At 65.6% G+C, this 15,199-nt stretch carries 10 protein-coding genes, 2 tRNA genes and 1 pseudogene; 6 read left to right on the top strand and 7 right to left on the bottom strand.

Annotated features, from left to right (window positions below):
• Nucleotide 1: 1 nt before the first annotated feature.
• On the bottom strand, nucleotides 2-994 hold the full coding sequence (locus LNV23_RS11165) for a BMP family lipoprotein (protein WP_263563052.1): 993 nt from the start codon (nucleotides 992-994) through the stop codon (nucleotides 2-4).
• A 478-nt stretch (nucleotides 995-1,472) separates the two neighbouring features.
• Between LNV23_RS11165 and LNV23_RS11160 the strand changes: the two genes are divergently transcribed.
• From LNV23_RS11160 to LNV23_RS11135, 6 genes are all read left to right on the top strand, one after another.
• Entirely contained in the window at nucleotides 1,473-1,829 is a 357-nt protein-coding gene (locus tag LNV23_RS11160) for a FeoA family protein (RefSeq protein ID WP_263563051.1), read from the top strand.
• Nucleotides 1,822-3,690 (top strand): ferrous iron transporter B, encoded by a 1,869-nt coding sequence (gene feoB / locus LNV23_RS11155; protein WP_263563050.1) that lies wholly within the window; start codon nucleotides 1,822-1,824, stop codon nucleotides 3,688-3,690. Before LNV23_RS11160 ends, feoB begins: the two co-directional genes overlap by 8 nt.
• A gap of 159 nt (nucleotides 3,691-3,849) precedes the next feature.
• Nucleotides 3,850-4,275, top strand: coding sequence for a hypothetical protein (locus tag LNV23_RS11150; RefSeq protein ID WP_263563049.1), 426 nt, complete (start codon nucleotides 3,850-3,852; stop codon nucleotides 4,273-4,275).
• A 130-nt stretch (nucleotides 4,276-4,405) separates the two neighbouring features.
• Nucleotides 4,406-6,301: a cyclic nucleotide-binding and patatin-like phospholipase domain-containing protein gene (locus tag LNV23_RS11145; protein ID WP_263563048.1), complete on the top strand. Its 1,896-nt coding sequence runs from the start codon at nucleotides 4,406-4,408 to the stop codon at nucleotides 6,299-6,301.
• Nucleotides 6,302-6,345: 44 nt separating this feature from the next.
• Entirely contained in the window at nucleotides 6,346-10,350 is a 4,005-nt protein-coding gene (locus LNV23_RS11140; protein WP_263563047.1) for a non-ribosomal peptide synthetase, read from the top strand.
• On the top strand, nucleotides 10,347-11,054 hold the full coding sequence (locus tag LNV23_RS11135) for a TVP38/TMEM64 family protein (RefSeq protein ID WP_263563046.1): 708 nt from the start codon (nucleotides 10,347-10,349) through the stop codon (nucleotides 11,052-11,054). The genes LNV23_RS11140 and LNV23_RS11135 overlap by 4 nt, the downstream gene beginning before the upstream one ends.
• A 20-nt stretch (nucleotides 11,055-11,074) precedes the next feature.
• Here LNV23_RS11135 and LNV23_RS11130 read toward each other — a convergent pair whose 3' ends face one another.
• From LNV23_RS11130 to pgsA, 6 genes and pseudogenes are all read right to left on the bottom strand, one after another.
• Complete coding sequence (locus LNV23_RS11130) at nucleotides 11,075-11,485, bottom strand: low affinity iron permease family protein (RefSeq protein WP_263520392.1); 411 nt, start codon at nucleotides 11,483-11,485, stop codon at nucleotides 11,075-11,077.
• A gap of 173 nt (nucleotides 11,486-11,658) precedes the next feature.
• A tRNA-His gene (locus LNV23_RS11125) sits at nucleotides 11,659-11,734 on the bottom strand.
• A gap of 135 nt (nucleotides 11,735-11,869) precedes the next feature.
• Nucleotides 11,870-13,786 carry a peptidylprolyl isomerase gene (locus LNV23_RS11120; protein WP_263563045.1) on the bottom strand — a complete coding sequence of 639 codons (1,917 nt, stop codon included), beginning with the start codon at nucleotides 13,784-13,786 and terminating at the stop codon, nucleotides 11,870-11,872.
• Between the two features lie 114 nt (nucleotides 13,787-13,900).
• Nucleotides 13,901-13,976 (bottom strand) — tRNA-Val (locus LNV23_RS11115).
• 44 nt (nucleotides 13,977-14,020) lie between these two features.
• A pseudogene (locus LNV23_RS11110) lies at nucleotides 14,021-14,299 on the bottom strand (HU family DNA-binding protein); the annotation flags it as partial.
• Between the two features lie 234 nt (nucleotides 14,300-14,533).
• Nucleotides 14,534-15,100 carry a CDP-diacylglycerol--glycerol-3-phosphate 3-phosphatidyltransferase gene (gene pgsA, locus LNV23_RS11105; protein WP_263563044.1) on the bottom strand — a complete coding sequence of 189 codons (567 nt, stop codon included), beginning with the start codon at nucleotides 15,098-15,100 and terminating at the stop codon, nucleotides 14,534-14,536.
• Between the last annotated feature and the right edge of the window lie 99 nt (nucleotides 15,101-15,199).

Genomic DNA, 15,199 nt, shown 5'->3' with positions numbered 1-15,199 from the left:
CTCAGTACTTGCAGGCGTTGTCGGCCATGTAGTCGGCCACTTTGATCTTGCCGGACACGATGTCGGCCTTGATGGCTTCCACCTTGGTCTTGAGCGTGGGGCTGATCAGCTTGCTGTTGTGCTCATCGAGCGCGTACTCGACGCCGCCTTCTTTCAGGCCCAGCACCGAGACGCCGGCCTTCCAACCCTTGAGCACGTTGTACACGGCCACGTCCACGTTCTTGACCATGGAGGTCAGCATGGTGCCGGGCTGCAGATGGTTTTGGTTGCTGTCCACACCGATGGCCAGCTTGCCGGCGTCCTTGGCCGCCTGGTAGACGCCCGAGCCCGTGCCGCCCGCAGCGGCGAAGACGATGTCCGAGCCCTTGGCGAACTGCGACTTGGCCAGCTCACCGCCGCGCGTGGGGTCGTTCCAGGCGCTGGAGGTGGTGCCGGTCATGTTGGAGAAGACCTCGGCCTTGGGGTTGGTCGCTTTCACGCCTTGCTCGAAGCCGCACTGGAACTTGCGAATCAGAGGGATGTCCATGCCGCCGACAAAGCTGACCTTGCCGGTCTTGCTGGTGAGCGCGGCCATGGCACCGACCAGGTAGCTGCCCTCGTGTTCCTTGAACACCACCGACTGCACATTGGGCGCGTTGACCACCGAGTCGATGATGGCGAACTGAGTCTTGGGGAAGTCCTTGGCCACCTGCTGCAGGGCCGAGGCCTGGGCAAAGCCGATGCTGATGATGGGGCTGGCGCCACGTTCGGCCATGCGGCGGATGGCTTGCACGCGCTGGGTGTCGTTGCTGATCTCGAATTCGAGATAAGGCTTGCCGGTTTCCTTCTTCCAGCGCTCGACACCGCGGTAGGCCGATTCATTGAAGCTCTTGTCGAACTTGCCACCCATGTCAAAGATGACGGCGGCTTGCCCGGCCTGGGCCAGCGCCGACAGGGACAGGGCAGACAGCGCAAGAGTCACGGCGGCACGAACAAACGAAGGTGTGGCGATCATGGCAGCAGGGATGGGCAGGCACATCGGTGAAAGAACGCCGCCGGGGCCATCAAGGCCGGCCGGCAGCGCGGTTGGGCTTCGGGCAGATTGCCCCCGTCTTTTTACGAACGCCAGACGGTAGTCGACATCGGACGCTGATTGTAAGAAAACTCAGTGTATCGGCTGATAAAGGAAAACGCTAAACGTTTGCGCGCCCCATTTTATGCATTTGCGCAACTGCGGCGCTAGGCAGGGACACCCACTCGGGTGCTCTGTTTTCCAGCATTGAAGCAGCCCCTCAAGCGGCCCGCCGTCCAATCCGCCGTGGCGAAAACGCACAAAGCATGAGCCGCATCAAAAAGCAACGGCACCCAACCCGCGGCGCCAAGCCTAAAATGAGAATAATTCTCGATTGCACTCGCTGACTTTTTCAAAGCCCCTGAAGCCCAAGCCGCATGCGGCCTTCCGATCCCCTCTTCACCGACGCAAGACGCCTCGCATGACAGACTTCAGCGCCTCCAGCGCTCTGCCCGCCGCGGCGGGCGCTCCCCTTACCCCTTGCAGCCACGCCGCCGCAGCCAGCCCCTGGACCCTCAGCACCTTGGCGGAACTCGGGCTGGGTCAAGCCATGCAGGTGCACTCGGTGCGAGCGCCAGTCCATGCGCCCGAGTGGGCCGACTGGCTGGCCGAAATCGGCTTCCTGCCCGGCGAGGCGGTCAAGATCCTCAGCCGCGGACTGCCCGGCGGCGACCCGCTGGTGGTACGCATCGGCCAGTCCACCTTTGCCCTGCGTCGCGCCGAGGCGGCCTGCATCCAGGTTCAGGCCCCGCAAGGCCCGGAGGCGACGCATGGCTGAGGCCGTCATCCATGTGCACCGGGGCGGGCCGCTGCTGGCCCTGGTGGGCAACCCGAACTGCGGCAAGACCGCCCTCTTCAACCGCCTGACCGGCAGCCAGCAAAAAGTGGCCAACTACGCCGGCGTCACCGTCGAGCGCAAAGAGGGTCGCCTGCTCAGCGCCGCCGGCCACGCCCTGCGCCTGCTCGACCTGCCCGGCACCTACAGCCTGAACCCGCGCTCGCCCGATGAGCGCGTCACCTGCGATGTGCTGGCCGGCCGTGCGCGCGGCGAGAAGCGCCCCGACCTGGTGGTCTGCGTGCTCGACGCCACCAATCTGCGCCGCACCCTGCGCCTGGTGCTGGCAGTGCAGCGCCTGGGCCTGCCCTGCGTGGTAGCGCTGAACATGGCCGACCTGGCAGCCCGGCGCGGCCTGACCATCGACTCCGAGGCGCTGTCGCGCGAGCTGGGCGTGCCGGTGCTGCGGACCGTGGCCACCGCAGGCGACGGCGTGGCCGAGCTGAAAGCCCTGCTCGATGACAAGACGGTCTGGGCGCCGGGCGCCCTGCCCCACAGCGAGGCGGACGGCGACCACGAACGCATCAAGCAGATCCTGCAGCGTCTGCAACTGGATCAAGAGCTGCCCGAGCTGCCCAGCGACCGCCTCGACCGCGTGCTGCTGCATCCAGTCGCCGGCCCACTGATCCTGGCGGCCGTGCTCTTCCTGCTCTTCCAGGCCGTGTTTGCCTGGGCCACCGGGCCCATGGATCTGATCAAGGACGGCATGGCCGCATTGGGCGAGTGGGTCGGCGGCGCCCTGCCCGAAGGCTGGCTGCGCAGCCTGCTGGTGGACGGGCTGATCGCCGGTGTCGGCGGCGTGCTGGTCTTCCTGCCGCAGATCCTGATCCTGTTCTTCTTCATCCTGATCCTGGAAGAAAGCGGCTACCTGCCGCGCGCGGCCTTCTTGCTCGATCGCCTGATGGGCAGCGTCGGCCTCTCGGGGCGCAGTTTCATCCCCTTGCTGTCCAGCTTTGCCTGCGCCATCCCCGGCATCATGGCCACGCGCAGCATCGCCAACCCGCGCGACCGCTGGGTCACCATCCTGATCGCGCCGCTGATGACCTGCTCGGCCCGGCTGCCGGTCTACGCCCTCTTGATCGGCGCCTTCATCCCCGCGCGGCAACTGGCCTGGGGTTTGCAGCTGCAGGGCCTGGTGCTGTTCGGGCTCTACCTGGCCGGCATCCTCGGCGCCCTGTGTGTGGCCTGGTTGCTCAAGCGCTTCACCCAAAGCGGGGCACAGGTGCGGCCGCTGATGATGGAGCTGCCGGCCTACCACTGGCCGCATCCGCGCAATATCGCCCTGGGCCTGTGGCAGCGCGCCGTGATTTTTGTGCGCCGGGTCGGCGGCATCATCCTGGTGCTGACCGTGTTGCTCTGGCTGCTGGCCAGCTTTCCCGGCGCGCCCGAAGGCGCCAGCGAGCCAGCCATCGTCTACAGCGTCGCCGGCATGCTGGGCCGCGGTCTGGCGCCGCTGTTCGAGCCCCTGGGCTTCAACTGGCAGATCTGCCTGGCCCTGGTACCGGGCATGGCCGCCCGCGAGGTGGTGATCAGCGCCCTGGGCACGGTGTACGCGCTGTCGAGCGGCGGCGCCGATGCGGCCGAGGCCTTGAGTCCGCTGATCGCACAGAGCTGGAGCCTGCCCACGGCCCTGGCCCTGCTGGCCTGGTTTGTCTTTGCGCCGCAGTGCATCGCCACCCTGGCCGCAGCCCGGCGCGAAACTGGTGGCTACAAAACGCCGGCCCTCATGCTGGCCTATCTTTTTGGTCTGGCCTATCTTGCCGCATGGCTGACCTTCCGCATCAGCAGCGCCCTGCTTGCCTGAAACCGAAGACCGGATTCGCCAACTCCGCCCCATGCCCCGCGTAAACCCTGAGGCCCAAAGCCAGACTCTGCCCCCACACTGCCGGGCCTGCGCACGCACTGCGTGAGGTCGCTGCTGCGCGCTGCCAAAGCAACAACAAGCATGTCTCGAAGGAAACCCATGAAACTGAACCAGCTGATCGCCGCCCTGATCCTGCCTTGCGCCGCTGCCGCCGCTTTTGCCGCGCCGGCCAAGTACGTGATCGATGACCAATCGACCGCCAATCTGATGGATCAAGCCGCAGCCGAAGCCATTTGGTTGAAGAGCATCACACCGGCCACGGTCAAGCTGTTCCCGGCCAAGGCCTGGGGCTTCCTGAGCCAGGTCGAAGGCGGCATCGATGTGGCACAAAAGACCTGCGTGATCACCGCCCGCGCCGTGGTCCTGCCGCGCAAGGGCAAGGACCTGGTGTTCAAGCCGGCCAAGAGCGCGACCACGTTTGGTGCAGTCCCCAACGCCTCGCCCGAGCAGTGCAAGGCCCTGGGCAAGGCCAAGCTGGAAGAAGCGGTGCAAGCCCTGGCCGGTGCCATGGGCACGAGCAACTGATCGATCAGCGACTCGAGTTCTTCCAGCGCCACAGGCGCTGTTGCCAAAAGCCCGGCGTCACCCGACGCGCGGGCTTTTTCTTTGTTCTTTCTGCCCACACGAGCCCGTGAGCGGCAGCTAGACTGACTCGATGGAGTTCCAGCCCGAACACATCCACCGCGAGGCCAGCCTGGCCAAGGTGCTGGCCATGCTGCAGGCCAGCCCGGTGTTCGGGGGCTTGCCGGCCAGGATCTTGAAGGAGCTGGCCGAGGCCATGGAGGTGCAGCAGGTCCAGGGCGGTGCCACCCTGCTGCGCGAGGGCGAAGCCTCTGACACCATCATTTTTGTCATCAGCGGCGGCCTACGCGTGACACGGCGCGACGCTACAGGCCAGCTCTTGCTCTACAACCAAGTTCAACCCGGCCAGAGCATCGGTGAGTTGGGGCTGATCCTGCAGCAAGCAAGAGCCCAGGACCTGAGCGCCGTGCGCGACTCCCGCCTGGCAATACTGAGCCGCCAGGCCTATCAACGCCTGCTGCAGCGCCACCCGACCGAGCTCTGCCAGGTCTTCGTCCAAGCGGTGTACGAACGCCTGCGGCCCCAGCACGAAGTACCGGTGCCACAGCGCATGGCCCAGACCTTTGCTCTGTTGCCGCTGCAGCGGGAGCTGGGTCAAGACGGCTGCAGCACAGCCTTGGCTGAAGACCTGTGCCGCTGCCTGAGCCTGCAGGGCCGCAGCGGCCACCTGCGCGAAGTGCGGGACCCTGCCAGCGGAGCGCCGCAGCTGCTGCTCAATGGCCAGGCCTTGCCGCATGAGGACCTGGCGCATCTGGAAGACCGCTTTGACTTCATCGTCTACCAGGCCCACCATGCCGATGATTTGGGCGCTGAACCCGAGGCCTGGACACGCTTCGCGCTGCGCCAGGCCGATCAACTGATCTTGCTCAGTGGCGCCCACGCCCCGCACACACCCAGCCGGGTTGAACAGGCCCTGCTGGCCGGCGATGGCAACGCGGCACTGAAGCGCCAGCATTTGGTCTTGCTGCACGACGCCCATGAAGCTCAGCCGGTGCTGCCAACGCCGTGGCTGATGGGGCGCACGCTGGAGCGCATTTACCCGCTGCGTCGGGCCCGCCTGGGCGACACCCAGCGCCTGGCCCGCTTCCTGACCGGCAGTGCTCTGGGCCTGGTGTTGGGCGGTGGGGGCGCGCGTGGCTTTGCCCATCTGGGCGTGTTGCGCGCGCTGCAAGAAAGCCAGCTGCCCGTGGATCTGATCGGCGGCAACAGCATGGGCGCACTGATCGCCGCGCAATACGCCTGCGGCCACAGTCTGGAGCAGATCCTGAGTCAGACACGTCGCTTTGCCGCCGGCGGCGAGCGCCTGACCTTGCCCCTGGTGTCCCTGGTGGCCGGCCGGCGGGTCGAGCGCGACCTGCGCCGCATGTTCGGCGAACGCCTGATCGAGCAACTCTGGCTGCCTTTCTTTGCCGCCGCCTGCAATCTCAGCGAAGGCACCACCAGCACCCTGGACCAAGGACCGCTCTGGCGCGCCGTGCTGGCCAGCAACTCGCCCGCCGGCCTGTTCCCGCCCGTGCTGCAGGGCGGCGCCCTCTTGGTGGACGGCGCCATCCTCGACAACGTGCCGGTGCAGGCCATGCGCGTGCGCCTGGGCACGCCCCTGGAGCGACGCCGCGGCAATGGCAGCATCATTGCCGTCGATGTTGATGTGCGCGCCAGCCTGCGCGCCGACAGCGGCCTGGCGCGCCTGGGCAATTGGCAGGTGCTCAAGCGCTGGCTGCGCCCTGGCGCTCCAGCCGCGCCGGGAATTGCCGACATCCTCTACAGCGCCGGCCACATCGGCAGCCTGGGGCAGCGGCAGCGCGCGCGCGCGCAGGCCGACCATTACCTCGAACCGCCCGTGTCAGGATTCGCCCTGATGGCCTACGCCCAAGGGGCAGAGATCGCCGAACTGGGCTACCGCCACGCGATGGAACACATCGAACAATGGGATCGCAAGCAGCTGTTGAATCTCAAGCCCAAGATCTGAGCGCCGATCCGGTCGCGTCGGGCCCTGCCGCCGCGAGCGCAGCCATGGACCTGCCGCTGTCGCTGAGTCAGCGCGAGGTCTGGCTCGATCAACGCGCCTGGCCCGGCAGCGCGCATCTCAATATCGGTGGCGGAGCCCTGCTGCGGGGCCCGCTGGATGTCGCCCGGCTGCAGGCGGCTTTGCGCCTGCTGGTGGCCGGCCACGATGCCCTGCGCCTGGCCCCTGATCTGCACGGTCACCAGCGCTTGCTGCCGGCCTGGGACGCGCAGTTGGAACGGGTGGACTTGCACTTCGCCTCGGACCTCGAAGCCGAGCAGGCCATGGAACGCTGCTGGAACGCTCGCATGGGCGAGCCCTTCGCCCTCGATGGCCGGCCGCCCTGGCGTTTCCTGCTGCTGCGCGCGCACGATGCCCTGCACGGCTTGAGCATCCAGTTTCACCACCTCGTGATGGACGGTTGGGGCACAACCCAGCTGATGCAGGCTTGGTGCACGCTTTACCAAAGCCTGGAGCCCGGAGCCACGTTTGCGCCGAGAGAAGCCTGTGCTGGCGCGCGCTACCGTGATTTCATCGAGGACTCACAGCGCTACCGTCAATCGGCCTTGTTCGAACGTGACGCGGCTTTCTGGCGGCAACAACTCACCGGTCTGGCGCGGGGCGATCGCCAGCCTTTGGTGGCGCGGCGCGCCCAGCCGCAGAGCGTCGATGCACGCGAGTTGCCAAGAGCCCAGCTCTTCCATCTGCCCTTGGATGCCAGCGCCTATGCCCGCATGGAGCAAGCCGCCAAAGCCCAGGGGCTGAGCAGCTTCAATGTCCTGCTGGCCGCCATGGCCCTGTACTTCGGGCGCCTCAGCGGTCAGCGCAAAGTCCTGATCGGCGTGCCCAGCCTGAACCGCAGCGGCCAACGCTTTCGCCAGACACCGGGCATGTTCACCGGCCTGCAATGCCTGCTGCTCGACCTGGACCAGGCCGGCACCGCCAGTGGCCTGATGCAGCAGGCGGGTACGCAGATGCAAGCGGCCCTGCGGCATGCGCGCTACCCCTTGAGCGAGCTGGCCCATGAACTGCCGGGCCTGCATCTGAACGGCCAGGGTGAGGTGCTGGAGCTGCTGCTCTCCTTTGAACGCCAGGACTACCGCCTGCAGTTTGGCGCGGCTCAACTGACGGGATCGCGCCAGCTGTTCAGCGGCCGCGCCCGCTTCCCCCTGGCGATGACGCTGTGCGAATTCGACGGCGGCGCCGCACCCGCCCTGGTGCTGGAAGCCAGCAGCGCCTGCTTCGAGGCGGAAGAAACGGCCTTGCTGGCACGCCGGCTCTGGCAGCTCAGCCAGAGCCTGGCCGCGCAGCCCGAACAAGCGCTGGACCAGATCGAACTGCTGCCGGCCGAGGAACGCTGGGCCTTGCTGCACGGCCTGCACAAGGACCTGGCCCAGCTTGAGGCACCGCAAACCTGGCTGAGCCAGTTCCGCCATCAGGCCGGCCTGCAGCCCGAGGCCTGCGCCTTGGTCTGGGATGAGCATGACACCGTCGCAAGCCTGAGTTATGCCGAGTTGCTTGCGCGCGCCGAAGCGCTGGCCCGGCAGCTGCGCCGCCTCGGTGCCGGGCGCGACCGGGTCGTGGCCCTGGCCATGGAACGCTCGGCCGAGATGGTGGTGGCCCTGGTCGCCATTGGACTGGCGGGCGCGGCCTTCCTGCCCTTGGACCCGCAGGCGCCGCCGGCTCGCTTGGCCGGCGTGCTGCTGGACAGCGGTGCGGTAGCCCTCTTGCTCGATGTCGATGGACCGACGGTCTTGGCCGAACTGCCTGGCCTGCAACAGCGCTGCCTGCGTTTGCCCCAGCCCTGGCCCGAATTTCCGGACTCGAACGATAGCGCAGCCTCGGACGAGGCGCGGGCCGAAGACCTGGCCTATGTGCTCTTCACCTCGGGCTCCAGTGGCCGTCCCAAGGGCGTGATGATGGAACATGGCGCCCTGACGCGACGCCTGGCCTGGCTGGCCAAGAGCTGGGGCATCGGTCCGCAAGACCGGGCCATCCAGGGCACCCAGCTAGGCTTTGACCCGGCCCTGGTGGAGCTGCTGCTGCCGCTGAGCCAAGGCGCCAGCATTGCCCTGCCGCCGCCGGGCCGCGTGCATCCGCGCCGTCTGGCCGAGCTGATCCAGAAGCACGGCGCCAGCTTCGGTGCCTTTGTACCCAGCACCCTGGCCGGACTGGTGGACGCCTGGGCACTGGCGCGCCGCCAAGGCCAGCCAGCGCCCTGTCTGCGCGTTGCCTGCTGCGGCGGGGAGCTGCTGCCGCCGGCCCTGGTGCGGCGCTTTCAGGCCTTGAGCAGTGCACAGCTCTACAACTTCTACGGTCCGACCGAAGCCTGCATCTTTGCCAGCGCCTGGCCCTGCCCGCCGGCCCCTGCCGAAGTCGGGGCAGACACGGAGCAGGCCGACATCACGGAGATCCCCTTGGGCCGCCCCATCGACGACGTCCGCATCTATGTGCTGGACGAGGCCATGCAGCCCCTGCCCTTCGGCTGCAATGGTGAGATCTATATCGGCGGCGGCGGTCTGGCACGTGGCTACCTCGGGCGACCCGAGTTGGACGCGCGGGCCTTTGTGCCCGACCCCTGGGCTCCCAGCGCGCCGGGGCAGCCTCCTGCTCGGCTTTACCGCAGCGGCGATCGCGGCTGGCTGGACGCCGCCGGGCTGCTGCATTTCAACGGCCGCCTGGATCGCCAGGTCAAGCTGCGCGGCCAGCGCATCGAACTCGGCGATGTCGAAGCTGCCTGCCTGCGCCTGCCCCTGGTGCAACAAGCGGCCGTACAACTGCTCACCGAGGCACAGCCGCCGCGCCTGCATGCTTGGCTGGCCGGTGCTGGGCTGAGCGAAGTGGACCTGCCAAGATTGCAGGCTGGCCTGCGCCAGAGTCTGCCCGAGGTCATGCGGCCGGGCTCCTTCAGCCTGCTGGCCGAGTTGCCGCTCGGGCCCCATGGCAAGGTGCAGTTGGCCGGTTTACCCCCGCCGCCGCCACTGGGGCCGTCTGCCGCGTCTCTGGCCCCTGCGACCTACGGCCCGCCACGAGCGCCCAGCAATGCCTTGGAGCACAGGCTGCTCGAACTCTGGGCTGAAGCCCTGCCGGCGGCCGCCCGAGCCGCCCAGATCGCACACGGCCAGGCTGGCCACATCGACCTGGACGCCGACTTCTTTGCGCTCGGCGGCGACTCGCTGGCTGCCCTTGGAGTACTGGCCACGCTGGAGGACGAACTCGGTCAACGCCTTCCCTTGCAACTGATGCAGGAGCATCCGAGCATCGCGGCACTGGCACGGGCCTTGATTCGGCCCCTGATACCGCCGGGCGTGCTGCAACGGCTGGGCGATGCGCAAGCGGGCACACAGCGACTCTTCATCGCCGCATCCGGTCATGGCGATGTGCTGCGGCTGCAGCAGCTGGCGCAAGCCCTGGCCGGCGAAGTGGCCGTCTTCATGTTGCAGCCGCCGCTTCAGGAAGAGCCACTGAGCATTGGCGCCTTGGCAGCGATGTATGCCGATGCCATGGCCGCCGATGGCGACTCGTCGGCCTGGCTGGCCGGCTTCTCGGTCGGAGGCGTCACGGCCTTGGCGGCAGCCGTAGAGCTGCAGCAACGCGGTCAGGCGCCGGCCGGCTTGTTGCTGCTGGACACCATCCACCCCGAAGCCGTACTCGGTGGCACCGCCCCCTGGCGAACGCTGGGTTGGTTGGTGCGCAAGCTCCACGTCCAGGACCTGAGCCTCAATGGCCGACGCCTCGGCGCCATGTTCAGCGACCCGGGCCTGGTGCTTCAGGTCCAGGCCCTGCGTGGCCACCGCTGCCAGGCATTTTCGGGACCGGTCTTGCTGCTGCAATCGGCCGGCCTGGCCAAATGGCACAAGCTGCTCTTCCAGGCATGGCGGCGGCTGCTGCCCGAGCTGCGCAACTGCCAGGTGGCCGGCACCCATGGCTCCATCTTCGATTCAAGCCATGTCGACACCCTGGCTGGCGAGATGCTCAGCTTCATGCGAGCGAAGACAGGGACTCAGGCATGAAGCAAAAGGAAGAACCGACGCAAGCCGCTGCCAGGCGGCGCCTGCGCCTGCGTGCGGCCGGCCTGGCCCTGCTTCTTTTGCTGCTGCTGGGTCTGAGCCTGGGCTGGGCCTATTCGCCCTGGCGCAGCGAAATCGATCCGGCGCAGCTGCTGCCAAAGCTACAGCGCCTGGGTCAGTGGCTGGGGCCCTGGGCAATGGCCGCCTTGATGACCCTCGCCCTGGTGCTGGCCGTGCCCCTGATGCTGCTCACCGTACTCGCTCTGGCAGCCCTGGGCCCGACCCAGGGGTTTATGTGCACCTTGGCGGCCGGTGTTGCGGCCGCCGGCTTGAGCCATGGCATCGGCCACTGCCTGGGTCATGCGGCTCTAAAAACACTGGCCGGCCCGCGCCTTCAACAACTGAGCCAGGCCTTGGCGCGGCGCGGCCTGGTCGCCGTGATCTTGATCCGCTGGTTGCCGATCGCGCCCTTCGCCATCGTCAATATGGTGGCGGGTGCCAGCCACATACGCCTGAGAGACATGATGCTCGGCACCTTGCTGGGCATGTTGCCGGCGACCTTGGCTCTGGCCTTTTTCATGGACCAGTTGATGCATGCCCTTGAGAGCGCCCAGGCCAGCGATGCCTGGCGCTTGTTGGCCGGCCTGATCCTGCTGGGCGTCGCCGGCTGGCTGCTGCGCCGCTGGGCCGCGCGACGGCAAGCCTGACTTGCGCAGCCGGGCCCCACTCAGGGCTCAGGCGTGCCGGTGTCCTGCTCGCCGCGGGTCAGCTCGTTACGTGCACCGGCGGCCAGCGCCTGGTAGCGCCCCCTGAAGGCGTCGAGCTGGTCCTGCTCCAACTCCTCCAGATCCAGCAGCGCATTGTGAGCACCACGGGTGGCCCGGATCAGCTCGTCGAGCTTGACCTGGATCGCCTCGGTGTCCCGGTTCTGCGTGTTCTGGATCAGAAACACCATCAGGAAGGTGATGATGGTGGTGCCGGTGTTGATGACCAGTTGCCAGGTGTCGCTGAAGCCAAACAGCGGCCCAGTGAGCAACCAGACCAGAATGACCGCCACGGCCAAGGTGAACACCCGTGGGCGACCACAGAAATGGGCGGTGGCCTTGGCAAAGCGCGAATACCAATTGCTGGTCGGCATGTAGAGGACTCCTGACGCGCCCGCATGCGGGCCGGAGTCGCAGTGTGAGTCATGGTGAACCTGGGTCGGCAAAAAACGAGCAACTCGCCTTCCGACATTTCGCGCTCAACAGCTTTTTCGTTCCCAAAACGGAAAAAGCCCTCAAGCATTCGCTTGAGGGCTTTTCACGATTTTGGGGTGGCTGATGGGGCTCGAACCCACGACAACAGGAATCACAATCCTGGACTCTACCAACTGAGCTACAACCACCGTCGAGACATAGATTATAGAATGATTTTTTAAGGCGGCGCAAGCACTTTTTAAAAGATGGCGGCGCTTCACCTAAAAGCTTCGTTCATCACTTCCACTCGGTCGCACTCTCGAGCGACCGAATGGAATGAGTTCTTACGGAGCGCTGGCCGAGGCGGCAGCCATCGGCGCCTTGATCACGGCCTTGTAGCGCGTCTTCAGAGCATTGAGATAGGCCTGAGCCTCGACACCCGACCAGGCCTGCGCGTATTGGGCGGCGGCACGCTTGGCATCCACCACGGCCGGGTCACGCGGCAGCAGCTTATTGATGCGTGCCAGCACATAGCTGCCGTCACCGGCATCGATGCCAACCACGGTCGGCAGCTTGCTGGCATCGGCCGAGAGAATGCCTTCCAGCACCTTGCGCGGCAGGTCGCGCGGCAAGGCACGCGAGACCACCACGGCGGCTTCCAGGCCGCCAGCTTCAGAGGCTCCAGCCTTCTGCAGCTCAGCCACGCGAGCCGCACCGGCCTTAGCGGCCTGAGCACCGGCCAATTGACGAACCAGCTGGCTGCGCACCGTGTCCTTGACCTGAGCCAAAGGCAGCAAATGAGCCGGGTTGTGCTGAACCACGCGAGCAGCAACCATCTGGTTCGGCGCTGACTCGACGGCTTCGGTGTTGCGCTTGTTGCGCAGGGAATCATCCGAAAACACAGCCTCCAGCAATTTGGCCGAGGCCAGGGGGCCGCTCACGCCAGGTGCCGGCTTGCGCTGCACGGTGGCATTCAAAACGGAGAGCTTCAGCTTGTCGGCCACCGGCTGCAGGCTGTCGGATTGCTCGTAGACGCCGTTGCTGAACTGCTCGGCCACCTCGACATAGCGCTTTTGAGCCAGTTGCTTGCGCACCTCGGCCTCGATCTCGGCGCGCACAGACTCAAAGCTCTTCTTGTCGCCGCCGCGCACGCCGGTCAGCTGAATGATGTGGTAACCAAACTCGGACTCGACCACATTGCTGATCTCGCCCTGCTTGAGCGCATAGGCAGCGTCGTCGAAAGGTTTGACCATGGCGCCACGGGCGAAGAAGTCCAGATCACCGCCGTTGGTGGCCGAACCTTCGTCCTGGGAATTCTTGCGTGCCAGCTCGGCGAACTGGGCCGGGCTCTTGCGCAGCTGAGCCAGCAACTCTTCCGCCTTGGCCTTGGCTTTGGCGCGTTCGTCGGCCTTGGCGTCTTGTGCGGCCTTGATCAGGATGTGGCTGGCACGGCGTTCTTCCGAGACCGTGTAACGGGACTGGTTCTCGCTGTAGTACTTGCGCAGGTCTTCGTCGCTGAAGCTAACGCCGGCCTTCAAAGCTTCCAGGTCGAGTACCAGGTACTGGATCTGAGCGTTCTCAGCCACCTGGAACTGGGCAGCGTTCTTGCTGTCCTTGTAGAAGGCTTCGAGCTCGGCATCGCTGGGGGCGATGGCGGCGGCGAAATCCTTGGCCTGGAAGCGCTGCAGCTGCACTTCGCGTTGCTGCAGCAAGGCGTCAAAGGCCACGGCCGCATTGGCCTCCGAGGCCAGACCGGAGCTCGTCAGGCCGGCCGCCACCTGGCGCAAGGTCAAGTCCTGACGCAAGCGTTCGACAAACATCTGCGAACTCATGCCCTGAGCGGCCAGCAAGCTTTTGTTCAAGCTGCCGTCGGGGTTGCGCAGGAAGGCAAACTGAGGATCGTTCATGAACAGCGACTGCAAACGCTCATCGCTGACGAACAGATGCTCATCCTTGGCTGCCGCTTGCAAGACACGCTCACGCACCAGGCCATCCAGGGCCTCGCGCTTCACTTCAGGTGAGTCGAGCAACTTGGCGTCCAGATTGGGCATCTGGCGACGCATGCGTTCGGCCTGATCGCGCTGCGCGGCGTCCCACTCGGCCTGCGTGATCTTTTGACCCGCGACCGTGGCCACGCCTGCGTTGGCGCCGTCCATGAAGCTGGTATAGCCCTGCATGCCGACCAAGGCAAACGAAGGCAGGATAAGAATCAGCAAGAGCAGCTGAAACAGGCGATTGTGTTTACGGACGAAATCAAACATCGAAACCTCAGACATGCAGACACGACAAAGGCGAACCGGAGTTCGCCTTTGCGTGGGACGGCCTTCTAGGAGCCAAAGCCCACGTCCAGACAGGCTGTCGGACTCGGGCAATACTGGTGGGTGCTGACGGGCTCGAACCGCCGACCTGCGCCGTGTAAAGGCGACGCTCTACCAACTGAGCTAAGCACCCGGGTAAACCGGTAAAAAAACAAAAAACGAGGCTGACGCCGAACTTCAGTTGACCGCGTCCTTGAGGGCCTTGCCGGGCCGGAACTTCGGCACTTTGGCAGACTTGATCTTGATCGCATCGCCGGTGCGGGGGTTGCGCCCCGCACGCGCAGCGCGCTTGGTCACACTGAAGGTGCCGAAGCCTACCAGAGAAACGGAACCGTTCTTCTTCAGCGTGGTCTTGACGCCGCCAATCACGGCCTCCAGAGCACGGCCAGCAGCGGCCTTGGAGATGTCCGCCTGCTGGGCGATGTGTTCGATCAGTTCCGACTTGTTCAATTGTTTCCCCTCAAAAGGAAGTGCGTCCGCGCGGCACTTGCAGGCCTCGGCTTTGCTGAGCTAAAGCAAGCCGGAGCTGGCCTGAAACTCGCGGGGAAACGGATTCTATGCGCATTCAGCCCGCCCGCCTGACAGGGAAAAGCCCCGATACAAAAGACACCGTTCACCAACAGTGGCTGGCCTGCGGCAGGGTTTGAGTACCTTAGGCCAGCGTGCGCGACCAGGGCCCGCTAGGCCTTCTCAACGCGCCTTGGCGCGAATCTCAGGCAGGGCTTTTTGCAGGTAATAGACCATGGACCAAATGGTCAGCACCACGGCGGCGAGCAGCAACCAAGTGCCCCACAAGCGAGTGGGCAAGATTCCAAACAAGAGACCGTCAAAGAGCAGAAAAGGAATCGCCACCATCTGCGCCGTGGTCTTGAGCTTGCCCACCATATGCACGGCCACACTGCCCGAGGCCCCAATCTGGGCCATCCATTCGCGCAGAGCTGAAATGGCAATCTCTCGGCCAATGATGACCAGAGCCACCATGGCATTGACGCGACCGAGTTCGAGCAAGATCAACAGCGCGGCACAGACCAGCATCTTGTCCGCCACTGGGTCCAGGAAGGCCCCGAATGCCGAGGTCTGGTTGAGCTTGCGGGCCAGGTAGCCATCCAGCCAGTCGGTCAACGCGACCAAAATGAACAGCGAGGTGGCAAACAGGTTTTGGCTGTCTTTGCTCAGGTCCAGATAGAACACACCGACGACCAGCGGAATGGCGACGATGCGGGCCCAAGTGAACAGGGTTGGCAGGGTGAAGAACATGCACCCATTGTGCCCAAACAAAACCAGCGACCTCCCACCTTTTCAGGCCTTTTGGGCCTAGACGCCGAGTGACTGGCCTGGCACGGGCCAGACTGTCTC

Source organism: Kinneretia sp. DJ1R-11, from assembly GCF_025717595.1.
Classification (GTDB): Bacteria; Pseudomonadota; Gammaproteobacteria; order Burkholderiales; family Burkholderiaceae_C; genus Paucibacter_A.
Note: the sequence above shows the minus strand (reverse complement) of the source record. Positions and strands in the feature narration are given on the sequence as shown.